This window comes from Lipingzhangella rawalii, assembly GCF_031628175.1.
In the GTDB taxonomy this organism is placed as follows: Bacteria; Actinomycetota; Actinomycetes; order Streptosporangiales; family Streptosporangiaceae; genus Lipingzhangella_A; species Lipingzhangella_A rawalii.
Window position 1 is genome coordinate 679,898 of record NZ_JAVLVT010000001.1, and the last position, 22,625, is coordinate 702,522.

Genomic DNA, 22,625 nt, shown 5'->3' on the forward strand with positions numbered 1-22,625 from the left:
TAGGTCCGCGCTGCCGGTCAACTGGGCCAATAGGGCAGCGTTGTAGCCGGTGCCCGCTCCGATCTCCAGGATGCGCTGTCCCGGACGGACGTCGAGCTGGTCCAGCATGGCCGCGACCAGCCACGGAGCTGAGGCACACGACAGCGACCGGCCGTCGTCGAATCGGTGGGTGACCACTGCCTGGTGCGGGTCGTAGGCGTCAGCCAGACGGGCATTCGGCAGGAACTCGTGACGCGGGGTGTGGAGCAGACCCCGCTCGGCCTCGCCCCGGTGAGCGTGGCCGGTCGTGCGGATGCGCGCGACCATCTCCGTGCGGAACGATTCCGGGGACGTCGTGGTGGTCTTGCTGGTCACCGGTTCGGCCCTGTCCTGTTCTGGTTCGTTATCGACCGGTCATGTTGGGCCGAGCAGCCTCAATCGCTCGCCGTAGGTTCGAGGATCAGCGTGATGTGGTGCTTGGTGATGACACGGCCGGACTGCGTGCTGGGTGTGGTGCCGTGCGGGATTGCGGTGATGTGGAGGAGTTCGTCGCGGTCGGTGTCCCATGCGCGAATGTGCGCGTTGAGCCGTGTGCAGAGGGTTTGGGCGTTGGGGCCGTGGGCGTAGGCGCCGAGTTCGCTGTGTCCGGGGGTTGTGGGGCGGTGGGCGAGGTAGGCCAACGTATCGCCGTCGACGATGGCGGGGCTGAGCATAGGGATTGGGGGGTTGGCGCGTCCGGAGCGGACCGCGGTGTTCTCGGCGGCGATGCGGCAGGTGCCGGGCTCGACGACAGCGAGGCGACCCCAGATGCCGGTCAAGGGCTCCGCCCCGATCTGAACGCCGGACCAGACGACGTGCCGGGGTTGGTCGAGGACCGTCTCCAACGCGGTGGGGTCGATCTGTTGATCGTCGTCGTGGCGCAGCGTCACGTTACCGCCGAGGTCGATGTCGATCTCGCCATCGTCGCTGCCGCGCATGGGTATGAACCCGCACAGCCGCACTGACCGGCTCACCAACTGGTCGCCGTTGCGTTGAAAGGCGACCGCACGGGTGGTTCCACGGAATCGGAGCGGCACCACGAGGAAGCCGCCCTCGGTGAGTTGATCGATCCAGGCCGGGGGGATGTCCCAAGCCGCGGCGGTGACGATGATGGCGTCGTAGGGGGCGTTGGGGGGAACTCCGTGGTTGCCGTCGCCTTCAACCAGGGTGACGCCTTCGATCCCCACCCGTTCGAAGGCTTTGCGGGTGTGGGCCACGGCGTCGGGGTCGATGTCGATGGTGGTGACGTGGGCGCCGAGGTGGGTGAGCAGGGTGGCGTTGTAGCCGGTGCCAGCGCCGATCTCCAGAATGCGCATGCCGGGGGTGGGCTGGAGTTGTTCCAGCATTAGGGCCACGATGTGCGGGGCGGAGGCCGAGCTGAGGCATTCGCCGTCCGGGCCGGTCTTGGTGGGCACGTTCTTGTCCTGGTACGCCTCCTCCAGCGTGACGTCGGGCAGGAACAGGTGGCGGGGCACCGTGCGCATCGCTTCCTCGATCGTGCCGGTGGCGATCCACCCCTCGCGGACGAGCGTGTCGATGAGTTGGGTGCGCAGCTCGGTGTCGTCGAACACGGATGGTCCTTCTCTCGGTCGTTACACGGTGGTCAGGAGACACGCGTCCCAGCCGATGCGCTGGGCGGTGCCGGGTAGCAGTGCTAGGGCGTTGCCGGCGGCGCCTTCCAGGAACCCGGCACCAGTACAGGCCGCGCCACGCGCCTGTTCTTCCAGGGCGGTGAGGTGGGGAGTGAGCGCGTGGATGCCGCCGTCTGTGGCGGCGCGGCGCAAGGTCTGCAGGAGTCCGGCGCGGCCGTGGCACAGCGAGCCGTCCAGGCGAGCGATGGCAGCGGTGTTGGAGGCGCAGGGGGCCAAGGCACGGACAGCGATGACGTGGCGTTCGTCCTCGCCGAGGGCCTGGGCGGCGAGCTGCTGGGCGCGCGCCTGGCCCGGGGTTCCGTAGCACCAGGCCAGGGGCATTGGGTTGGTTTCGGCGCCGGTGCCGTTCCGGTGTTGGGTCTGGGTGATCCAGCGGGGCCAGCCGGCAGCACCGTCGGTGTCGGTGGTGTGCCAATGGTCCATCCAGGAACAGATCCTCGCGATGGCGGTGTCCTGGCCTTCGACCGTGATTCCGCGGATCTGGGCCGCAGAGAGTAGGGCGAGGGGACCGCTGATGCCGTGGGCAAGGCCGAGATTGGCGTGTCCGCCGGAGAAGTCGCCGCCACTGATGGGCGCGTTGTGGGCCCACCACCCGGGAAGTTCCTCGCCGCGGTGCCGAATGGGCTGAGTGAGACGCACCAGGTAGGTCAGAACGTCGGTCGTACGCCGGCTGCCGGGGGTGCGGGTCAGGAGGTAGGTGCCAATGCCGGTGAGTCCTTTGATGAGGTCGAACTCGGCAGTCTCGGCCAGTTCCCCCTGGTTGATGCGGGCGTGGGCGGCGTCGAGCCGTTTGCGGGCGAGGGTGTCGATGTGCTCGTCCAACGCGTCCAGGAGCGGGTGCGTGGGGGATGCGATGTGGAGTACGTAGGCCAGTGCTGTGGCACCGCAGAACAGTCCGCCATCGATGTGGGAGGAGACCGGTGCGCGGGTCGCGGCGCGAAGCCACGCGTGCGCGGGATCGGGAGGGCCGAGCCGGGCGCGAGCTGTCACCAGGTGTAGCAGGGCGGGGCCGAGGGCTCCGTTGGACAAGGACTGTCCCCATCCGGGCCCGAGGTCAGTGCTCGGTGGTGTGAAAACGTCGTCGATGTTCGCGGGGGAGGTCACGGTGCCTCCTCACTGCGTGCGAGTGCGGAGAGGGCGGCCTGGCGGGCCAAGTGTCGGCAGGCGCGCTCGCTGTCGCGGTCGACACCGAGGGCTCGGTTGTGGTGCATGTGCATGAGAGAAGAGATCACGCCATCCAGAGGTGGCCCGGGACGGGCGATCAGGAGCTGTCGGTAGCGGGTGAGTGCGTCCTCCAGTTCGTCGGACAGACCGTGGTGATGGGGGTCGATGAGCGTGGCCGTCTGCTGTCGTAGCGCCCGCGAGGGTGGGGTTGACGGGTATTCGGCGGGGTGGTCGATGACCCAGCGCAGCCCGCTCTCATGACTGCCGGTCAACGCGGCGGCGATCCGGACCATGGTGACGGCCACCTGCGCTCGCTGGTCGTAGTCGGAGCCCGCAAGGTGGGTCAGGAGAACGGCCGCGTCGGCGGCGAACACGGCTTCGGCCGCCTCCAGCACGGCGCCGTCGCCGTAGCGCCCGGTCTCAGGAAAGTAGGTGTCCAGACACAGACGCGGCGAAAGGCCGTCGCGGCGCAACGTCTCGCCCCACTCCCCGACGGCTTCAGCTATCTGGGCGGCGTGGGTCGGCTCGGGGGCGTGTAGTCGGAGTCGTAGGTGGTCGGGGTCACCGGGTGCGCGGTAGCGGACGAACCACCACGGGGGTTCGTCGATCTGCTTCAACAATCCTGGTAGGTAGTCGGTGAGGATCGCGTTCTGACGCTCGGGGTGGGCGTAGATCTTGGCGTACAACCAGCGCGCCCCCGGCGCGGCAGGCACGTGACCGCGCTCGTGATCCCGAGTGCGCACGAGAGGCCGGTTCAGGGGCGTCGAAGCGCGGGCCGCGGTGGTCGTCAGGGGAACGGCGAGTTCGTGGGCGTGCCCGTCGACCCAGCCGAGCCCATCGCTGCTGTCGGATTCGGTGAGGATCGCCTGTCCGGCCGCGTGCAGCCGTCGGCGAAGCAGAGCCGTGTGTGCTCGCTCGTCCAGACGTAGCGGGAGCACCTGGTCGCCTTGGGCGAGTTCCACCGCCGCGGGGACACGCCACTTCTCACGCCAACGCTCCAACACCGCACGCCACTCCTGAGGATCTGCACCCTGCGAGGGGAGATCGTCGGTTGTGAGCCGCCAACGCGCCGGCGCCAGCACGGTGCGTCCATGGCGCAACCGCGGGAGAAAGGGCAGGTCCGTGGCGGCGCCCCAGTCGAAGCGGGTGAAGGATGCCAAGCACCCGCGTGGCAGGTGAGCGAGGAACCGTGCCAGCGGTGGGGCCTGGTGATCCAACGAGAGTGCGTGCAGCACCTGCGGCTCCACCACCTGGTGGCTCGGAACATGCACTAGGTGCAATTGGTGTCGGTCCGCTAGCACCGCCAGATCCTCCAGTGCCAGCACCTCAGCACCGTCGGGCGGGTATTCGCCCACGCAGATCACGCGGTCCAGGAAGCGTGGCGTGCGCGCGACGTTTCCCGCGCTCGCCCGGAGCGCGGGAAACACCAACTGAGCGCACACCGCACCCTCAGTGGCGGTGGGCAGGTGGCGGTACATCTCGGCCATGGTCGACTCCGCGGCCGTGAAGCGCCCCGTGAATGTTCCCACGGCCCGAGCCGGGCGCAGGCGCAGCGTGAAGTCGCCCGCTTCGATGGCACGCATGGAAGGCGCGGAGACCCGTACCCCGACCTCCACATGCGGCGGCAGCCGAGCCAGATCTCCCACCGTCAGCCGGTCGACGTCGGCATGATCGAGCACCACCTCATCGGCACCGCTCACCGCGGCATCCTGGGCGATCCGCAGGAGTCGGGCTTCGCGCTCCAGCGGTTCCTGAGACCGCGGAGGCATCAGCGACCCTGGGTAGGTGGCCGGATATCCCAGCCCCATGTCGCCGTCCACGACATCCAGTAACGGCACGAGGACCCCGGCGCCGTAGCGATGCACGAACTCCTGGTAGTACTGACGCCAGACCGGATGCCCCTGGGGATGCGGCGAAAGCCGCAACAGGGTCGATGCTCCGGCCTCCACCTCCAACCCCAAGATCTGGGGAACGGCGATGTCGCAGTCCAAACGCAGCTCCCGGCGCAACCCGTCCGCAGAACTGGAGTCCGCGCCACGCACTGGTGCCGAGACGGTCCCGCCGTTCGCAACGGGAAGCCGTGCGACCACGTCAGCCGCGGCCGGGACATCGGCAGCTCCACAGCGCGACAGCTCGGCCAGGACATGACCAGCCGCATCGGTGACAGTGCCGACCGGGCGCAGATTGGAGCGCAGGAACCCGTACGAAAGAAGCTCACCAATCAGCGTGACCACGCGCGCGGCGGATGCCTGCGGGTAATCCTCCCGCACCCGTTCCACCAGCTCGGCGACCGAGATCGGCGTCTCTGCGGCGGCTAGCGCGATCTCCACGGGAGCGGTGGAAGCCAGTTCCCGCCGGTCCCCATCGACAGTGAGCACGATGTGGTCGCCGCGCCGCCGGATCCGGTTATCGACAACGACCCGCAGCCTCTCCACGACCTCGGGAACTGCCTCCAGTTCCTCCACCACCTGCTGCATGCGCATCTCGTCAACGCGCGCCAGCACGCGGTGCTCCGTCCCCCAACGCACCCTGCCACGGGACGCGACACTACCGAACGCGGTGCCGGCGAACAGACCAAACGGTGTGGACCGGCCCGTCGCACGCAACACATACCCCACCAAGGAGGTGACCGCGCGGCGCACCCTCTTCTCCGACAACGCCTCACCCGCACAGAACCGGTCCAGCGTCGCAGCCAACGACGGACTCGCATCCCTGACGGCATCGGCCAACGATCCCCGCCACACCTCAAGCACCCAGCCGCGCAACGCAGTAGAGGACTTCTCGCCAAGGTCAGGCCAGCTCCGCGGCGCATCCTCAGCCCGCGCGTGGGCCGCACGCAGCAGAACCGGGCCCGCCACCCGGTAATACCTCGGGGCGGGCCCCTCCTGTTCCGGAGCGAAGAGGACGCGCTCCGCACCCAATGGCCGGTCAGACCCCACTGTTGGCACAGGCACTCGCGCAGGTGGACCCACAGCCATCGCCCGTGCCACACGGCACCAAGCCATCATCACTCACCGAATCGGCAACCACCCGGACCTGCAGCGTGAACCCCTCCAACGGGTCCATCGACAACGCGTCCTCACCCTGTTTCGTCGTCACATTCACCGCGACACCTCTCCTTCGGCGAAACCCGCACCGCGCTCGGCGCGTAACCACGCCGTCACCCTGCCACGGCGACCCCAGGCAAGGCAGGGCATTCTGCGGGGCATCGAAGGGCAATCTGGAGCGGCCAACGTGCCCCGGCTCGATACCCGCCCTGCGCCTATGGTGAGAGGGCCGCTTCCACCCAGGACCAAGGCAGGAAAGAGGGGAATGGCCGCCCCCACTAGCGAGCCGCTGACGCAGGAGGCGGCGCTACATACCGCCACGCAGGCGGGTACGGCACTCGGCCTCGCCGTCGCCGGGCGCAGGGTGCTTGGGCCGGTGGGCGCCAACGCGTCGGTGCCACTGCCCAAGGAAGGGCTCGTCCTACGCATCACTGCCCGCCACAGCGCTGACCGCGTCCGCCGCGAGCTGGACGTGGCCGGATGGCTCGACACCGCCGGTGTCCCCGCTGTACGCCCGGCCCGCTCCGCGCCGCTGGAGATCGGAGGCCTCCTGGTCTCGGTCTGGCACCAGGTCGCCGAGCCGCGCATGGCCACCAGCGCCGAACTGAGCGCGGCCCTGCGCCGCCTGCATGCCACACCGCCACCGCAGGACATCGTCCTTCCGCAGCTGGAGCCGCTGCGCGGGGTCGATCACTACCTGCACACCGCCACCGGGATCAGCGGCGACGCGCGCTCCTACCTGCACACCCGACTGCACGAGCTGCGCCGCGCCTACCAAGACCTGCAACCGGGCCTTGCGCCCGGCCCCGTGCATGGCGATGCCTACCGCAGGAACTTCGCCCGCACCCCCGACGGTGAGATCGTGGCGATGGACCTGGAACGGGTCTCCCACTGGCCTGCGGGAATGGGACCTGGTCGTCGCCGCCGTCTACCACGACCTGGGCTGGTACACCGCCGAGGACTACACCGCCTTCGCCCGCGCCTACGGCCACGGCGTCCGGGACTGGCAGGGCTACGCCACCCTGGCCGACATCCGAGGCCTACGGATGACCACCTGGCTCGCCGCCTGCACCGGCCGCGAACCCTGCCTCTTCAATGAGGCCGAGCACCGCATCGCCACCCGGCGCACCCGCCCCCACCACGTCAACTGGACCCCCGGCGTGTGCGGGCCTACGGCGCCGGTGGCGTGCGAGAACAGTTGTGTTCGTCGACTCCGCTCGGGCTGCGGATGGCGTAGAGGTAGAGTAGCGCGTTCAATGACGTGCCCGACACGATCTCGCGGCGGGCGACCAGGTGCGGGATGGTGGCCAGGGGGACCCACTCGATCCGTTCAACTTCCCAGTCCTCGGCCGGTGTGCCGATGAGCGTGGCGCTTTCGGCGAGGAAGACATGGTGCTCGGAGTCGCTGATTCCCGGGCTTGGCTGGGTGTACAGCAGTGGGCTCAGCGGCCCCGGACGCCATCCGGTTTCCTCCTCGACCTCACGAGCCGCCGCCGCTGCGGGTTCCTCGCCATCGTGGATCCCACCAATCGGGATCTCATAGGCCCAGGTGTCTGTGATGAACCGGTGCCGCCACTCCAGCAGCACCCGCTCCTGGCCGTCCAGAACCACAGCGCCCGCGCCGGGAGCCGAGCGCACCACCCGGTGCTGCAGATGCCGACCCCCCGTGATCTCCACGTCGGCGACCCGGATATCCAGCCAGCGATCCGTGTACAGAGGTTTCTCGGAATGGACGATCCAGCGCATGCAGCGGCTCCCACTCGTGGCAGTATTCTTTCCCAGGAGATCACACGCCGAGATTGAGCTCCGCATCCACGTGCTCGGCGAACGCACCGATCTCTGGAGTGGTGCTGCGCGACGTCAGGGCCAAGCGCACCGAACGGAGTCGGTCGTGCAGCCGTCCCGACTCAATGCCGCGAAAACGCTCCAGCATGTGGTAGGCCGGTTCCAAGGCCTCATCGACGCGGCCTTGCTGGACGCGGACGAGGGCAAGCCCGGCGTAGCGATGGACCTGACCGCGCAGGTGTGCCTGGTCGACGGTGCGCACTGCTTCGGCCGCATACTCTTCCGCGGCCGTCAGGTCCGCCAGCTGCCGTAGTGCTTCCGCGTGCTGCGTCTCCACCAATCCGGGCTGCACATATGAGGTCTCGGCTGGTTCCTCCCTGGGCCGGATACGACCGGCCATGGCCTCCGCGCGACTCATCAGGCTCTGGCATGACTGCTTGTCACTCATGCGTGCGTAGGCTCGGGCCTGCATGGTGTACAGGTCACTGGCGAGAGCTGGAGTAAGTGCGTCTCCAGCAGCCCGCGCGGCCGACTCGCAGAATTGGACGACCCTGCGATACTGCGCTGCCGCCATGGCCTGGTTGGCCAGGAGGGCAACAATGTAGGCGCCGAAAGCGCGGTCCCCGCTCGCCTTGGCCATGCGCAGTGCGGACAGGAAGTATCGCCGCGCCAACGGCTGGTGCGATGCGTCATAGGCGCAGATGCCAGCCAGCGCCGTCAGCGAGCCCACAGTGCGATACAGGTACCGGCCAGTGGCATCACTGTAGGAAGCCGAGAGGAGTGGGGTGACCTGGTCCGTAAGGAGCCGGGTCAGCCGTGGTCGAACCGGGATGCCCCCGACGCGCCGGTACATCTCCTCATAGTGCTGACGTGCAGCTTTGAGCCATTCCACGTCGCTCACACCGATGACGCCGTGGCCCCGGTGCGAGACGTCCCTGTCGTCGGGTGGATTCTCCCATTCAAACACCGGAGCGACAGCGCTGCTGTCGGTGAGCGGAGCAGAGTCCGCTACGCGCGCGACGGCACGGGCGTCCCGACGCCACGTGGCGGCAGCGCGGCGTACGGTCGTATCGAGCTCATCTGTGGGGTCTGCACGCGCCGGTTCCATGCCGATGTCATCCACCGCGAGCGTCCTGCCGATGCGACGGGACAAGAGGTCACAGATCACCTCGGGAACGTGACCGCGGGGGACAGCACGATGGCGGATCCAGCGGGCCACGGAAGTGTGGTCATAGCGGGTGCCCACCATCTCATTGATCTTGGACGCGAGCCCTGAATGCGATATCCCGGCCTCATCGATCAGGTCGGCCAGCAGAATGTTCGGCACCCCTACCACGGTGCGCTTCGATTCACACCCCGCGTGAATCCAATCCCCTGCCCCAAGCAGCTCAGGCCCTCTCGATGGCGTTGGCCCCAAGGGAGCCCGGCCCGTCGCCTCTGGGCTCAGGCGCTGCATGCCACTGCCCCTACGACTGGGGCGAAATCCCAGGTCGGTGTCAGTGTCGGCGCTGAGTACGGCCTTGAGCCCGGCGCGGTAGGCCGCGCTGGGCCAGGAGACCTTGCCGCGTTCGTAGCGCGCGATGGCGTGGGCATCCAGCGCGTGGCGCGTGCCGGTCGTGCGCCACAGGTACTTGTTGACCGCTTCGGCCAGCTCTGCCCGGCTCATCGGCTCCCCCGGAACGGACGGGGATGGGTATGCTTCGCGTGCCGCGCGGAGTCGGTCATTGGGTGTGTCGGTCGCCATGGCGCTGTCCTTGAGCGTGGGGGTGGTCGCTCCTGCCAGATTGCCCTTCGGTGCCCTGCTGCGTACCCTGCCGCGTTCGGCTAGTCCGGTCGATGCTTGGCATCTATGAGACCACACCACAGCGGAACGCCACCTCGATTCGATACACACAGCGGCGCTGGGCCCGCATCATCTACGCGCGTGCGGACCTCTCCGCGGACGGGCGCTGGAGTGTGGCGTGTGAACGAGTCCTGGGAAGGCTGATGACCACGCAGACGCTCACCGGTGGTGTCGTGGAACGTCACCCCGGGATCGCTGCCTTGTTTGCTTTGGCGGAACCGGTTCCGCGTGATCCACGATGCGGCGGCACTCCGCGTCCGCCGAATCCAGTTCATCGGCGGGCAGCCCACAACGCACCCCGATTTCGCGAAACTCGTGGACCACGCGCTTAACTACTCACTGGACGTGGAGGTATTCAGCAACCTTGTCCACGTCACCGACGAACATTGGACGCTGTTCCAGCGCCCCCGGCTCTCGCTCGTGACGTCGTACTACTCAGACGACGCAAACGAGCACGACGTCGCGACCGGTCGACGGAGCCACAGGCGGAGCCGGGCCAACATCGCGAAGGCGGTCAAGCTCGGTATCCCGCTCCGCGTGGGGATCATGGTGACGAGCGACGAACAGCGCGTGGACGAAGCCCGGCGGGACCTGGAGTCGTTGGGCGTGACGCGCATCCATGTCGACCATGTCCGCCCGTTCGGGGCGTGGCGGAGACGGAGCGGAGCCCGACGCGTCCCAACTGTGCGGCCAGTGCGGGAAAGGGGCCGCGTGCGTGAGTCCGACCGGGACTGTCTCCCCGTGCGTGTTCTCCACGTGGATCACGGTCGGCAACGTCCACAGCGACCCGTTGGCCGCTATCCTGCGCGGGGCCGCGATGGACGAGGCCAACGCAGCTATCCGGGCGGAAGCGAGAGAGGGGTGCAATCCCTGTTCCCCGAACTCGGGTTCCAATTGCGACCCGAATCTGGGGTGCAACCCGGGCGTTGGCGGTAGCGAATGTGACCCGAGGTTCTAAGGAACGCCGATGAATGACTCTCTTCCCGGGCCAGAGTTCGAAGCGCTGATGCAGCCGTACACGGGCGACGTGTCTGAGATTCGCCCCACCTCGCATGGACACATGACCGACGTTACCGCCGTAGTCGAGTGTGAGAACGGCCCGTTCTTCGTCAAGGCGATCCCCAACCGTCCAGGTGGCCGCCGGGACTCTCTGGTCCGGGAAGGGGCCATAAACCCGCACGTCCGCCCGCTTTCCCCCGCCGTACTGTGGCACGCGGAGGACGACACATGGGCCGCGTTGGGGTTCGAGGTTATCGACGGACGCCGCGCGAACTTCCGGCCCGGCTCTGACGACCTGCCGATACTCGCGGACCTCGTGAACCGAATCGGGGCCCTTCCGCTGCCTGACGTTGCGTACGGCTGGACGGAGACCCGTTGAGACCGATTCATGGCGGACGAGGCGGAGACGGCCCTACTTCGCGGGAACAGTCTGCTCTATGTCGACATCAACCCGAGCAATTTCGTGGTCGGGGAATCCCGCTCGTGGGTCGTGGACTGGGCGTGGCCCACGCGCGGAGCGGGCTTCATTGACCCTGCGTTGCTCGTGGTTCAGCTCGTAGCCGCCCGGCACGAACCGGCGGAGGCGGAGGGTTGGGCGGAGAAGTGCGACGCGTGGACGAGCGCGGACCGGGACGCCGTGGACGCGTTCGCTGCTGCAACAGTACGTATGTATCGGGAGCACGCAAAGCGGTTTCCTGATCAGCAGTGGCGGAAAGCTATGGTGGTCGCCGCCGAGTCATGGGCCACCCACCGTGGGCTCTCGCCGGTACCGGACATGGCGGAGTCCGAAGGCAGCTGACCCGCGTGTGTCGGGTCCGGCAGACTGCGGCACGGCGCTCTCGCGTGCACACACGTATGCCTGGTGGCTCAACAGGTCATTGCGCGAAGCCGAATGGCCAGACCTGTACACATGCAGTATCGCTACCCCTACCGGGCGAGCGCCCCTTCGACGAGCGCCTCACCGCCGGGGAGCTGCGCGAGCTGCTGCACGGCCAGCCGCTGGGGCTACGCCTGGGCCGGTGGGACGGCGCCTAGCTGTGAGGGTCGGGCTTTGGTGACGCCGGTGTGTAGGCGTGAGGCTGGAGGTCGACCGTCGGCGGTGCTGTGTGGCCGATGATCGTTGTCGTGGATGGTCCAGGTTGCGATGCCTGCTGGGCGCTCGTCCTCCCTGTCGTTGGCCTGGGCGTACAGGACTTCTATGGCCATGACGCGCTGCTGGCGCTCGGCTTTGCCGTTGTGCTGGGGCTTGAATGGTTGCGTTCGGCGATGCTTGGTGGGCGGGCCGACGATGCGCGAGAAGACCTGCGAGCGGCAACAGGCCCCGTTGTCGGTGTTCAGGCGGTGGATGTGGGTGACGCCGTGGGCGGCGAAGAACACCGTGGCTCGGGCCAGGAAAGGTAGCCGCGGTGGTTGCCCTCCTCGTCGGGTCGTGCCTCGGTATAGGTCAGGCGGGAAACCCATCGACGGTGGAGGCCAGGTAGACGTAGCCGCCCTCCGCTCCGGGGCCTGCCTGGCCCGGTCCGCAGTCGGTGCCTGCGGGGAGCTGCATCCGCGCACGCACCATCCTCCACCCTGGGGGAAGCGCCCGAGCTTTGGGACGTACAGGTAGACCGTGTGGCCCGGCCAGCGCGCGATCGCGTGGGTGTTCAGGGCGTAGTGCTGGTCGGTAGTGCGCCACAGGTGGTCGTTGACCGCCTCGGCCAGCTCCGCCCGGCTCATCGACTCCCCCGGAACCGACGGGGATGGACACGCCTCACGCGCCGCTCGAAGCCGGTCGTTGGGTGTGTCGCTCGCCATGACACCGTCCTTCACCACGGCGCCGCCCCGGAAACTACAGCGCCCCGGTTCGCACCGTCTGTACGAACGCCGCCCACTCGGTGCTGGGGAAGGCGAGGTGACCGTGGGTGGAATGCTGCGAGTCGCGGATGAGGACGTGCCCCTGGTCGGTGCGGCACTCGACACAGTCACCCTCATTGCCGCCGCTGTAGGTGCTCTTGTGCCAGCGGACTTCCAGGCAGTTGCCACCGTGGCCGCCGGAGTAGCGTGACTTGCGCCAGGACGTGGTCAGTACGCCGTAATCGCTCATAGCTGTTCCTTTCTACTACGGATCAGCTGTACGGACTCGCCAGGGGGAGGGCTTCTGCTTGGAGTGCTGAGAAGATCGCGGAGCACTGGCGCACGCTGTCCTCGGCGTCGAGGATCACCCCGCCCATGGTGTGCTCTGGATAGCGGCACGAGCGGCTATCGGCTGGTCACGACCCTGACCGATCACCGTACCCACCCCGCCGACGGGCTGGTCGAGCTCTGCCACCAGCGGTGGGAGATCGAGACCGCCTACCTGGAGATCACGTCGACCATGGCGGGCGGCCGCGTCCTGCGCTCCCGCACGCCCGAGGGCATCGCCCAGGAGGTCTACGCGCTGCTGGTCACATACCAGGTTCTGCGTCTGTCCATGGCCGATGCTACCGCTGCCCGCCCGGATGTGGATCCCGACCGGGCCAGCTTCACCATCGCGGTGCACACCGCCCGCGACCTGGTGATTCAGGCCGCAGGCATCATCGCCGGAGCGGTTGTCGACCTTGTGGGCACGATCGGCCGCCGTGTCCTGGATAATCTGCTGCCCGAGCCTCGTGTGCGGTCTCGGCCCCGGGTGGTCAAACGCGCGATCTCCAAGTACAACGCCAAGGGCGTCGTTGACAGGACCAGCTACACAGCCACGATCAGTATCAACATCATGGCCGTATCAAGTCCTTGACACCGCCACCAGAGCGCTTAACTACACGGCATTGCAGCTAGACCGGCTCCAGTGGCCGGTGGGGTCCGGCGGGCCGCTGGAGCCGTATCGCGTCGCCGGCCCACACCGTCCCGCCCTGAACGACCACTCCCATTACCCCGGCCCTGCGCACCACCGCCCCGGAAGGGTCCCGTTCCAGTACCGCCGCCAGCAGTCCCTCCTGGAACTCCTCGATCTGCCGGCAGGGATTGCGTAGCCCGGTGACCTCGACGATGGCCTCGGTCCCCAGCTGTAGGCGCGTACCTGTGCCCAGGCCCAGAAGGTCTACCCCCGCCGTAGTAATGTTTTCGCCCAAGTCGCCAGGCCCCACCGTGAATCCGCGCGCGCACAACTCGGTGTGCAGTTCAGAGTGCATCAGGTGCACCTGACGAAGGTTGGGCTGACTGGGGTCCCGCGCCACCCGCGAACGGTGCTGCACCGTGGCTCCCGCGTGCCCGTCCCCGGCGATCCCCCATCCGGCCACGAGCTCGATCTGCTCCGTGGGATCCTTGTGGAAGTGGTGTCCCGGGCTCCGACTCACCGCGTTCACCATCGCCCGGGTCGTCGCCGTCACGGTGCCACCATCTGGGTTGCGCCCGTCTGGGCGGGCGGTCCTCCCCGCTGCCGCACCATCTCGTAGAGCACGACCGTTGCGGCACTAGCCGCATTCAATGAGCTCGCTGTTCCCGCCATCGGGATCCGCATCATGGTGTCACACACCTCGCGCCAGGCAGCACTCAGACCCACGGTCTCGTTACCCACGACGAGTAACACCGGCTCCGACAGGTCCGCGACAGCCGGCTCCACCGTGCCCTGCTCGTCGCTTCCTGTCACCTGAATCGGGGTCCCAGCCCCGCGCTGCCGATGCACCCACTCCATAACCTCACGATGGGAGGGAACGCGCACCACCGGTATCCCGAACAGTGATCCGGTGCTGGCTCGCACCGCCTTCGGGTCGTAGGCGTCTGCGGAATGACCGGTCACGATCACCCCGTCGGCTCCGAAAGCATCCGCCGACCGCACCAGGGTGCCGATATTGCCCGGACTCGTGGGACGATCGAACACCACACCGCAGAACCCGGAACTTACCGGGATCCGCGACAGGTCATCCTCCGGCAACGCGGCCACCGCCACGAGCTCCGGGATCTCCGTAGCCTTCTCCCCCAACTCGGCCAACAGGTCGTCGGCCATGGCGAACCGTGGTGCGGACACCTCATCCAGAACGTTCTGGGCCCAGGCGGACAAGCGTCGTTCCTCGGTGTGCACCAGAGCCCGGATCGGCCAGCCCGCCGCGACGACCAGGCTGATCGGACGGACTCCCTGGACCAGAAACTCGCCCTGCCGATTACGTTTCTTGCGGTTGTCCAGCAGCGCGCGCCACTGCTGGAACCGTGCATTGCGTGTGGTGATTCGCGGCACCTGTCGCCCGTCCCCTCAGTCCAGCGTCGCCTGGATGAACGCCATGGCCGTTGCCCACGACTGGCGCGTGGCCGCCAGGTTCACCACGCTACCGCGCTTCCACGCATCCATGAATCCGTGTTCGGCCTCCGGGTACACCGACACGTGCGTCGCCGCCGCGCTTCGCTGCTGCAACCGCTCTTGCAGCGCGCGGAACACGGTGTGCGAAACGAGATGGTCCGCCCCGGGATAGATCAACTGCACCGGCGCGGCGATCTGCGCGCAGCGAGCCACCGGATCCTCGGTGTGGTTGGCCCACGGCTCCTCGGGAACTGTGGGATGGTAGGCCACGCAGTTGGCCAGACGCCCGTCCTGGGCGGCCAGCAGCAGAGCGAACCGGCCACCCATGCACCAGCCCAATACCCCGACTTGCGCCAACCCCAGATCCTCGAACATGTGGTCCAGCAGGCGCACCTGTTCGGCACACACAGCGGCATCGTCGAGCTGGCCCATCAGCGACAACAGCTCCTCACCGGAGCTGTTGTCGGAGCTGCGCCCCTCGAACGGATCCCAGACCACCGCCGTCACCCCGGCGGACGCCATGCCGTGCGCGTACTCACGAACCTGGGCGCCGATCCCGGTAACCATCGGCAACACCAGCATCCCCGAACGCCGCGGGCCGGCAACCGGGGAGGCCATGTAGGCGTTCAGCCCTCGTGTCCTGGTCCATTCTCCGGTCACCAACGTCAACGTGTCCCACCCCTTCCTCCCGCCGACCGCGCGTTCACAGGTATACCGGTCGGCACCTGATCCTCACCACCCGCGGGCCGCGGACAGCAAGTACTGTTGGACCCGTCGCACCTGCACCCCCAGGTCTCCACCCGGCCGCCACACCAGAAACCCGGTGTTGACCGGAGGATCGTCCGGTTCCCGCAATGCGACCAGGGTCCCCTGTGCAAGCTCCGAACGACACAGATACCGCGGCAACACCGTCACCCCCACCCCCGATACCACGAGGGACAGCACCCCGCGCAGGTCCGGCATGGTCACCGCAGCCTCACCACTGAGCCGGACCCCGAAGACGTGTCGCCAGTACCTGCGCAGGATCGGCAGGTCCTCGGCATAGGCCACGATCGGAACGTCCCGCAGCGCATCCGGCCCCAGCTCCTCCCCCCGGCCATAGCCGAGCTCCATCGCCTGCCGCGGCGAGGCCACCAGCACGAACTCCTCGTCCACCAGCGGCTCGGCATGCAAGCTACGCCCGCGTGGCCGCACCGCAGAAAGCACCAGATCGTGCTTACCCGAGCGCACCTCCGCCAGTAGGTCGTCGGCCAGACCCGTGCTTACCCGCAACCGGACCCCCTCCCGCACCAGCGGGGACAACGCCGGAAGCACACACCGGCTCAGGATCTCGGCGGGACCCGCAAGCCGCACCGGGGCGGCGACGCCCAACCCCGAGTAGCCCGCCCCCTCGGCCACGACCGTCTCCAGGGAATCCAACGGCCCGGCCACCCGGGCCACCAGGTCATGAGCCGCCGGACGCGGCGCCACCCCACGGGGTAACCGCTCGAACAGGTCCCGCCCCAAGCCCTGTTCCAAAGCCCGGACCTGGGCAGTGACCGTGGGCTGCGACACCCCGAGCACCTCGGCCGCAGCCGTCAACGATCCGGTGCGGTACACGGCGAGAAAGGTTCGCAACTGGGCCAACTCGACCGCCCGCCGTGCACCCCCTCCGGGGCGACCATCAGAATTCTGATCACTCACCCACGCGAGTCTATTGGTACATCAATCAACGCTGCGCCTAGGCTCAACGCTGGACGCCGAACCTGACAGCCACGGGCGTCCAACCCGGCCACACCATCAATGCGACCGAAGTCACGGAGAAACCATGGCCACAATCCTGTTCGTTATCTCGGCCAGTGACCACTGGACCCTCATTGACGGCAGCACACACCCCACCGGCTACTGGGCCGAAGAGGTCGCCACGCCCTACCGGGTGTTGACCGAGGCCGGACACACGGTTGTTGCCGCCACTCCCGGCGGGGTCGTCCCCACCCCAGACCCCACCAGCCTCACCCCCGAATCCACCGGTGGCGCGGACAACGCGGCCCAAATCCGGGCGACCCTTGCGGAGTTCGCCACCCTGAACGCGCCACTACGCCTGGAGGACGTCAGCGCGCGCGACTACGCCGCCGTGTTCTACCCGGGTGGTCACGGCCCGATGGAGGATCTCGCCGTCGACCCCACCTCGGGGGAACTTCTGACCACCACTGTGGACAGCGGCATCCCCCTGGGCGTGCTGTGCCACGCACCGGCCGCGCTCCTGGCCGCACGGCGCGCCGACGGCAGCTGGCCTTTCGCCGGATACCGAATGACGGGTTTCACGAACACGGAGGAGTCCCAGGCCGGGCTCGCCGACCAGGCTCCATGGCTCCTCCAGGACCGACTCACCGAACTGGGAGCCGACTTCGTGTCGGCCAGCCCATGGAGTTCCCACGTGGTCGCCGACCGCGGTCTGTACACGGGACAGAATCCGGCTTCCTCGGCCGAGCTGGCCCGCACGATCCTCGGGGCGATCCAGTAACCATCCAACGCAAGGAGATTCCATGCCAGTGACCAGCCGCGAGGTCCACCTCGTTTCCCGGCCCCACGGCGAACCCAAACCCAGCGACTTCGAGATCGTCGAAACCACTTTGGACGATCCCGAGACCGGCCAGGTCCTGGTTCGCAACGACTGGGTGTCCGTGGACCCCTACATGCGCGGTCGCATGAACGATGTGAAGTCCTACGTTCCACCGTTCCAACTGAACGAGCCCATGGAGGGCGGAGCGGTGGGGACGGTTGTGGCCTCGCAGAGCCCCGAGGTACCCACGGGAAGTACCGTGCTCCACGACCTCGGCTGGCGCGAGTACGCGCGCGTTGACGCAGCCAAGGTACGCACCGTGGACGCCACCATCGCCCCGCCCCAGGCCTATCTCGGTGTGTTGGGCATGCCCGGGCTGACCGCCTACGTTGGACTGACCGAGATCGCCCCCGTCGCCGAGGGGGACACCGTGTTCGTGTCCGGCGCGGCCGGTGCGGTGGGCAGCCTCGCCGGACAGATCGCCCGCAAGCTGGGGGCCCGTCGAGTCATCGGGTCCGCGGGTGGCCCGGAGAAGACCCGCCGGCTACGTGAGGACTTCGGCTTCGACGCAGCTATCGACTACCGCGCTGGTGACCTGCCCGGACAGCTGGCCGAGGCCGCTCCCAAGGGGATCGATGTCTACTTCGACAACGTGGGGGGAGACCATCTCGAGGCCGCGATCGGCGCGATGCGGGTCCACGGGCGGATCGCGCTATGCGGTGCCATCTCCGCCTACAACGCCACCGAGCCCGCCCCCGGACCCAACAACCTGGTGCTGGCGGTGGGCAAACGGCTCACCCTACGCGGCTTCATCGTGATGGACCATGCCGACCAGGCCGGCCCCTACGCCCAGCGTGCAGCCAGCTGGCTGGCCGAGGGCGCACTACGCACGGAGGAGACCATCGTGGAGGGCATTGACCAGGCTGTTGACGGTTTTCTGGGAATGATGCGGGGCGCGAACACCGGCAAGATGCTGGTTCGGCTCAGCGATGCCTAGCTAGATCGGTGCTGGGGGACGTCTGGCGGGCTGCGCTCATGATGCGGATGTGCACAGGAACGTGCAGGCCTGTCTGGCTGGGCCGTATGTCGAGGTGGAGCCTGGCTCCGCCTCGCTCCCCATTGGCCGTGTGCCAGCCTCATTGGCTGTCGCTGGCTTCCACATGGCCTGGGGGTGGGCCCCGAGGCGGCATAGCGGCCCCAACGGCCCCGGTCCGGCTCGCGCCCCCAGCACCGCCCCTCGGCGATCGCCCACGCGTGAGGCGTGCCGGGCATACCGCGGCGCGCCAACGCTGCGCGGAGAACCGCAGGGCCCCTGCTCCTGGTGGGCGCCCGGCGGCGGTATTCGCTGCGGAACACACTCCCCGGATACCCCGAAACACTCAGGCCTCGGTGCCGCGAACCCGGTGCCGCGCGACCGGTGGCTCCACCGACCAGGGGAAGTTGATCCACTTCTCGGTGCGCTTCCACACGTACTCGCAGTTGACCAGCGACTGCGGCTTCTCGTAGATCACCGCACTGCGCACCTGCGCGACGTGTTCGGCACAGAAGTCGTGTACGAGTTTCAGGGTGCGCCCCGTGTCCGCGACGTCGTCGGCAACCAGGACCTTCTTGCTCCCCAGGTCAACAGCGTTGGGAACCGGCGGCAACATCACGGGCATGTCCAGGGTTTCCTCAACGCCGGTGTAGAACTCGACGTTGACGACGTTGAGGTTCTTCACGTCCAGGGCGTAGCCGAGGCCGCCCGCGACGAACAGGCCGCCGCGGGCGATGGACAGAATGATGTCCGGCTCGTATCCGTCGTCAGCGATGGTCTGCGCCAGTTGGCGCACAGCGGTACCGAACATCGCATAGCTCAGGTTCTCACGGGTGTCCCCGTTCACAGCCACCCCCGGGATCATGCAGGCACACGGTACGAATACGTGGCCGGGACACGATCCGGCACCAGTGCAATGCCCGGCCGGCCCGGACCACTCCCCCAGTATCCCGCCCCGCGCCAAGCCCAGGGGCTGGCTCTCCCGCGGGCACCGCAGCGCCGGGATCAACTGTTGGGCTTGAGCGTCCACACCACGGTCATCTGGCCACTGACCGTCCCGTCCTCGGCGCGCAGTTCGATCTCCACCGTGAATTCGGGCCGTTGGCCGGCGTCCAGTTCGCCGACGATCTCCTCCCGATCCCGCCCCAGGGTGGCCTCGGCGTAAACGATCCCCATGGCCAGACGTTGATAGTGGATCTCGGCGCGCACGGCGAGGGGAACCGCGCGGTTGAGCTGGTCGCCGAAGGTGCCAATGACAATTGCCCCTGAGGCGGACTCGGCGAGAGTGAACATGGCGCCCGCGTGCGGCCCGCCCAGGTGGTTGTGATGATCCGGATTGTCCGGGAGCCGCAGCACGGCTCGTCCGTAGTCCAGCTCGGTGAACTCGACCCCCAGAGTGCGGGCGAAGGGCACCGCAGAGAGAAATCCGGCTTTGACCGTCTGCGCCGTCTCGGCGTCCATCGTTGCCATACCCCAGATATTACTACTCAGTAACCCAGGCGAGTACCACGATGGGCTTCGGCTCCACCGCCCCGAACATCACAACCAGGACGGGACGGGAGCCGTACTGGAACGCACCACAAGCTCCGGGTGGAACAGCAGCTCCCGCTGGCAGCCCTCCGAGGAATCGAGATCGGCGACCAGGGAAGCGACGGCGGCCCGGCTCATCTCTCGAACCGGTTGGCGGATCGTGGTCAGGGGTGGATCAACGTAGGCCATGAGCGGCGAATCGTCGAACCCGACCACGGAGAAATCTTCCGGAACCCGGTACCCGGCCTCCCGAGCTGCGCGGATGGCCCCGACGGCCATCGTGTCACTGGCACACAGCGCCGCGGTGCAACCTGCGGCGAGCAACTCCCGGGTCGCGGCATGTCCCCCTTCCAGGGTGTGCAACTCGTGACGACACCATTCCTGTGGCGGCTCGGCTCCGACAGCGCGCCGCATTCCGTCCAGGTACCCGGCACGCTTATGGATCACGGGTACGAACCGGTGTGGACCCAGGGCGATCCCAATACGACGATGCCCCAGCGCCGCCAAGTGCTGTACGCCGAGTTCGATGGAGCGGGCGTCGTCGTTGCGGATCAGGGGGGCGGCGATCCGGTCCGCTCCCTGGGCCTCGGGGGCGACCCCACCGATCAGGGCAAGGGGCAGGCCCTGATCGAGGAGTCGCCGGTATCGGTCCAGGTCTGCGTGGCTGTCGGCATGCTTGCCGTACACGTAGACGATCCCACACACCCCTCGCTCCAGCAGCAGCTCCGTGTAGTCGTCCTCAGTGACGCCGCCCGGCTCCTGTGTGCACAGCACACAGGCGTATCCGCGCTGCATCAGCATGGACTCCACACATTGGGCGTAGGCGGGGAAAATCGGATTGTCCAGCTCAGGAACGATCAGGCCAACCAATCCCGCACGCGCGGGCTGCAACCGCTGGGGACGCTCGTAGCCAAGCACGTCGACCGAGCGCAGCACGGCCCGCCGGGTGCTGGGAGACACGCCGGGACGACCGTTGAGTACCCGACTCACGGTCGCCGCGCTCACGCCGGCGTGTCCCGCGATCTCGGCGAGACCGGCTGTGCCGGTGCTCACGCCCGCCACCAGGCGGCACTCTCCGGTGGCAGCACCGTGGTGACTCCGGACACGTGGACCTGCTGTGTGGACACGAGCAGCTCTCCCGGTACGTTGATCTCCACCGGATCGGTTCCCATATTGGCGGTGCAGACCAGCCCGGAGTCCGTTCGGAAACCCAGCACCGTATCCGGGGTGTCCAGCCAGTCCAGCCGTGCCGATCCACCCAGAACCCGGCGCACGCCCAGGGCCTGCTGATACATCCGCAGGGTGGAATCGGGGTCCGTGGTCTGGGCCGCGACAGTCCGAGTGCGCCAGGCCTCGGGAACGGGCAGCCAGGATCGTTCTCCGAAGCCGAAGGGTGGCTGATCCCCATCCCACGGGATCGGGACCCGACATCCGTCACGTCCGCGGTCGGTGTATCCGGACCGACGCCAGACCGGGTCCTGGAGTACCTCGTCAGGAAGGTCGGTGACCTGCTCCAGGCCCAACTCCTCCCCCTGGTACAGGTACGTCGCGCCAGGCAGTGCCAGCATCACCAGCACCGCGGTGCGCGCTCGGCGCAGTCCCTGCTCTCCCCCACCGTAGCGGGTGGTGTGCCGCACCACGTCGTGGTTGGAGAGGACCCAGGTGGGCAGTGCGTTCACCTCAGCCAGCGTCCGCACGGTCGCGTCGATGACCTCTCGGAAGGCCCCGGGGTCGAAGTCGGTGCTGAGGAACGCGAAGTTGAAGGCCTGGTGGAGCTCATCGGGACGGACGTAGCGACTCATCCGCTCCAGTGTGGGCAGCCACGCCTCGGCCACGGCCATCCGGTCCCCGGGATAGGAGTCCAGGAGGGCACGCCAGTCCCGGTAGACGTCGTGAACCTCCTCCTGGTCCCAGTACGGGCGCGGGGTGGTGTCGAGGATTCCCTCCCGGTCGGCGGTGTCGTCCGGGAGTCCTTCGGCTTTGAACAGGCCGTGCGCCACATCGATACGGATACCGTCCACCCCGCGGTCCAGCCAGAACCGCAGGACGTCACGGAACTCTGATTGGACCTCGGGATTGCGCCAGTTCAGGTCGGGTTGTTCGGGAGCGAACAGGTGCAGGTACCACTCGCCCGGGCGCCCGTCAGGTTCGGTGACACGGGTCCAGGCCGAGCCCCCGAACACCGACTCCCAGTTGTTGGGGGGCTCGGCGCCATCGGAGCCGCGTCCAGGCCGAAAGAGGTACCGGTCCCGAGCGGGTGAGCCCGGACCCGCGGCCAGTGCCTCGGTGAACCAGGGGTGCTCGTGGGACGTGTGGTTGGGCACCACATCGATGACGACCCGAATCCCCAGACGGTGGGCGTCGGCGACCAGGGCGTCGAAATCGTCCAGGGTTCCAAACTCGGGGGCCACCGCCCGATAGTCACGAACGTCGTAGCCCCCGTCCGCCATGGGCGAGGCGAAGAACGGGGACAGCCACACTGCGTCCACCCCAAGCTCGGCGAGATGGTCCAACCGGGAGCGGATCCCGATCAGATCTCCCACCCCGTCGCCGTTTCCGTCGGCGAAAGAGCGGACGTAGATCTCGTAGATCACGGCGTTACGCCACCAGGGCTGCCGATGGGCCGGCGACGAAGACGCAGCCGCCGTGGCGACTCGGGTCACGGTCGCTTCTGACTCAGACATGTGCTCCCGTCTCGGGTCGGATGATCGGATAATGGAATGCCGGTGGGGTCACGAGGTGGGGCAGCGCAGCCGGCAC

Annotated in this window: 23 protein-coding genes and 1 pseudogene; 7 read left to right on the plus strand and 17 right to left on the minus strand. The window is 67.8% G+C overall.

What is annotated here, in order from left to right; translation table 11 throughout:
* The 5 genes and pseudogenes from RIF23_RS03020 to RIF23_RS03040 all read right to left on the minus strand — a co-directional run.
* Positions 1 to 354: pseudogene (locus RIF23_RS03020) on the minus strand (methyltransferase, FxLD system); the annotation flags it as partial.
* A 59-nt stretch (positions 355 to 413) separates the two neighbouring features.
* Complete coding sequence (gene fxlM, locus RIF23_RS03025) at positions 414 to 1,589, minus strand: methyltransferase, FxLD system (RefSeq protein ID WP_310910760.1); 1,176 nt, start codon at positions 1,587 to 1,589, stop codon at positions 414 to 416.
* 21 nt (positions 1,590 to 1,610) lie between these two features.
* The gene (locus RIF23_RS03030; protein ID WP_310910761.1) at positions 1,611 to 2,774 is read right to left on the minus strand and encodes a lanthionine synthetase C family protein; all 1,164 of its coding nucleotides are present in this window, start codon (positions 2,772 to 2,774) and stop codon (positions 1,611 to 1,613) included.
* A complete protein-coding gene (locus tag RIF23_RS03035) occupies positions 2,771 to 5,692 on the minus strand; it encodes a lantibiotic dehydratase (RefSeq protein WP_310910762.1) in 2,922 nt (973 codons plus the stop codon). The genes RIF23_RS03030 and RIF23_RS03035 overlap by 4 nt, the downstream gene beginning before the upstream one ends.
* A gap of 70 nt (positions 5,693 to 5,762) precedes the next feature.
* The gene (locus RIF23_RS03040) at positions 5,763 to 5,900 is read right to left on the minus strand and encodes an FxLD family lanthipeptide (RefSeq protein WP_310911233.1); all 138 of its coding nucleotides are present in this window, start codon (positions 5,898 to 5,900) and stop codon (positions 5,763 to 5,765) included.
* A 246-nt stretch (positions 5,901 to 6,146) separates the two neighbouring features.
* Between RIF23_RS03040 and RIF23_RS03045 the strand changes: the two genes are divergently transcribed.
* On the plus strand, positions 6,147 to 6,980 hold the full coding sequence (locus RIF23_RS03045) for a phosphotransferase (RefSeq protein ID WP_310910763.1): 834 nt from the start codon (positions 6,147 to 6,149) through the stop codon (positions 6,978 to 6,980).
* Between the two features lie 71 nt (positions 6,981 to 7,051).
* Here RIF23_RS03045 and RIF23_RS03050 read toward each other — a convergent pair whose 3' ends face one another.
* Positions 7,052 to 7,627, minus strand: a complete 576-nt coding sequence (locus RIF23_RS03050) for an NUDIX domain-containing protein (protein WP_310910764.1) — start codon at positions 7,625 to 7,627, stop codon at positions 7,052 to 7,054.
* Positions 7,628 to 7,667: 40 nt separating this feature from the next.
* Positions 7,668 to 9,332 (minus strand): transcriptional regulator, encoded by a 1,665-nt coding sequence (locus RIF23_RS03055; protein WP_310910765.1) that lies wholly within the window; start codon positions 9,330 to 9,332, stop codon positions 7,668 to 7,670.
* Positions 9,333 to 10,137: 805 nt separating this feature from the next.
* Here RIF23_RS03055 and RIF23_RS20770 point away from each other — a divergent pair.
* The 3 genes from RIF23_RS20770 to RIF23_RS03065 are packed head-to-tail and all read left to right on the plus strand — an operon-like array spanning position 10,138 to position 11,307.
* Positions 10,138 to 10,467: an SPASM domain-containing protein gene (locus RIF23_RS20770; protein WP_407659385.1), complete on the plus strand. Its 330-nt coding sequence runs from the start codon at positions 10,138 to 10,140 to the stop codon at positions 10,465 to 10,467.
* A 9-nt stretch (positions 10,468 to 10,476) separates the two neighbouring features.
* Positions 10,477 to 10,887 (plus strand): hypothetical protein, encoded by a 411-nt coding sequence (locus tag RIF23_RS03060; RefSeq protein ID WP_310910766.1) that lies wholly within the window; start codon positions 10,477 to 10,479, stop codon positions 10,885 to 10,887.
* A gap of 9 nt (positions 10,888 to 10,896) precedes the next feature.
* Positions 10,897 to 11,307, plus strand: a complete 411-nt coding sequence (locus tag RIF23_RS03065) for a hypothetical protein (RefSeq protein WP_310910767.1) — start codon at positions 10,897 to 10,899, stop codon at positions 11,305 to 11,307.
* A gap of 206 nt (positions 11,308 to 11,513) precedes the next feature.
* Here RIF23_RS03065 and RIF23_RS20775 read toward each other — a convergent pair whose 3' ends face one another.
* On the minus strand, positions 11,514 to 11,969 hold the full coding sequence (locus tag RIF23_RS20775; protein WP_407659386.1) for an integrase core domain-containing protein: 456 nt from the start codon (positions 11,967 to 11,969) through the stop codon (positions 11,514 to 11,516).
* 370 nt (positions 11,970 to 12,339) lie between these two features.
* Positions 12,340 to 12,594 (minus strand): DUF397 domain-containing protein, encoded by a 255-nt coding sequence (locus RIF23_RS03075; protein ID WP_310910769.1) that lies wholly within the window; start codon positions 12,592 to 12,594, stop codon positions 12,340 to 12,342.
* 63 nt (positions 12,595 to 12,657) lie between these two features.
* On the opposite strand from RIF23_RS03075, the gene RIF23_RS03080 reads away from it, so the two are divergent.
* Positions 12,658 to 13,263, plus strand: a complete 606-nt coding sequence (locus RIF23_RS03080; RefSeq protein ID WP_310910770.1) for a hypothetical protein — start codon at positions 12,658 to 12,660, stop codon at positions 13,261 to 13,263.
* Between the two features lie 37 nt (positions 13,264 to 13,300).
* On the opposite strand, the gene RIF23_RS03085 is transcribed toward RIF23_RS03080, so the two are convergent.
* The 4 genes from RIF23_RS03085 to RIF23_RS03100 all read right to left on the minus strand — a co-directional run bounded on the left by RIF23_RS03085 (position 13,301) and on the right by RIF23_RS03100 (position 16,443).
* Positions 13,301 to 13,855 (minus strand): MOSC domain-containing protein, encoded by a 555-nt coding sequence (locus RIF23_RS03085; protein ID WP_310910771.1) that lies wholly within the window; start codon positions 13,853 to 13,855, stop codon positions 13,301 to 13,303.
* Positions 13,852 to 14,700, minus strand: coding sequence for a TrmH family RNA methyltransferase (locus tag RIF23_RS03090; RefSeq protein WP_310910772.1), 849 nt, complete (start codon positions 14,698 to 14,700; stop codon positions 13,852 to 13,854). The genes RIF23_RS03085 and RIF23_RS03090 overlap by 4 nt, the downstream gene beginning before the upstream one ends.
* A 15-nt stretch (positions 14,701 to 14,715) precedes the next feature.
* Positions 14,716 to 15,420: a dienelactone hydrolase family protein gene (locus RIF23_RS03095; RefSeq protein WP_310911234.1), complete on the minus strand. Its 705-nt coding sequence runs from the start codon at positions 15,418 to 15,420 to the stop codon at positions 14,716 to 14,718.
* A 72-nt stretch (positions 15,421 to 15,492) separates the two neighbouring features.
* Complete coding sequence (locus RIF23_RS03100) at positions 15,493 to 16,443, minus strand: LysR family transcriptional regulator (protein ID WP_310910773.1); 951 nt, start codon at positions 16,441 to 16,443, stop codon at positions 15,493 to 15,495.
* A gap of 124 nt (positions 16,444 to 16,567) precedes the next feature.
* Here RIF23_RS03100 and RIF23_RS03105 point away from each other — a divergent pair, with 124 nt between their 5' ends.
* Complete coding sequence (locus RIF23_RS03105) at positions 16,568 to 17,263, plus strand: type 1 glutamine amidotransferase domain-containing protein (RefSeq protein ID WP_310910774.1); 696 nt, start codon at positions 16,568 to 16,570, stop codon at positions 17,261 to 17,263.
* 22 nt (positions 17,264 to 17,285) lie between these two features.
* Positions 17,286 to 18,299 (plus strand): NADP-dependent oxidoreductase, encoded by a 1,014-nt coding sequence (locus tag RIF23_RS03110; RefSeq protein ID WP_310910775.1) that lies wholly within the window; start codon positions 17,286 to 17,288, stop codon positions 18,297 to 18,299.
* Positions 18,300 to 18,681: 382 nt separating this feature from the next.
* Here RIF23_RS03110 and RIF23_RS03115 read toward each other — a convergent pair whose 3' ends face one another.
* The 4 genes from RIF23_RS03115 to RIF23_RS03130 form a co-directional block, all read right to left on the minus strand.
* Complete coding sequence (locus RIF23_RS03115; RefSeq protein WP_310911235.1) at positions 18,682 to 19,146, minus strand: phosphoribosyltransferase; 465 nt, start codon at positions 19,144 to 19,146, stop codon at positions 18,682 to 18,684.
* Positions 19,147 to 19,340: 194 nt separating this feature from the next.
* Positions 19,341 to 19,796 carry a DUF4442 domain-containing protein gene (locus RIF23_RS03120; protein WP_310911236.1) on the minus strand — a complete coding sequence of 152 codons (456 nt, stop codon included), beginning with the start codon at positions 19,794 to 19,796 and terminating at the stop codon, positions 19,341 to 19,343.
* 78 nt (positions 19,797 to 19,874) lie between these two features.
* The gene (locus RIF23_RS03125; RefSeq protein WP_310910776.1) at positions 19,875 to 20,918 is read right to left on the minus strand and encodes a LacI family DNA-binding transcriptional regulator; all 1,044 of its coding nucleotides are present in this window, start codon (positions 20,916 to 20,918) and stop codon (positions 19,875 to 19,877) included.
* Positions 20,915 to 22,549 carry a glycoside hydrolase family 13 protein gene (locus RIF23_RS03130; protein ID WP_310910777.1) on the minus strand — a complete coding sequence of 545 codons (1,635 nt, stop codon included), beginning with the start codon at positions 22,547 to 22,549 and terminating at the stop codon, positions 20,915 to 20,917. The genes RIF23_RS03125 and RIF23_RS03130 overlap by 4 nt, the downstream gene beginning before the upstream one ends.
* Between the last annotated feature and the right edge of the window lie 76 nt (positions 22,550 to 22,625).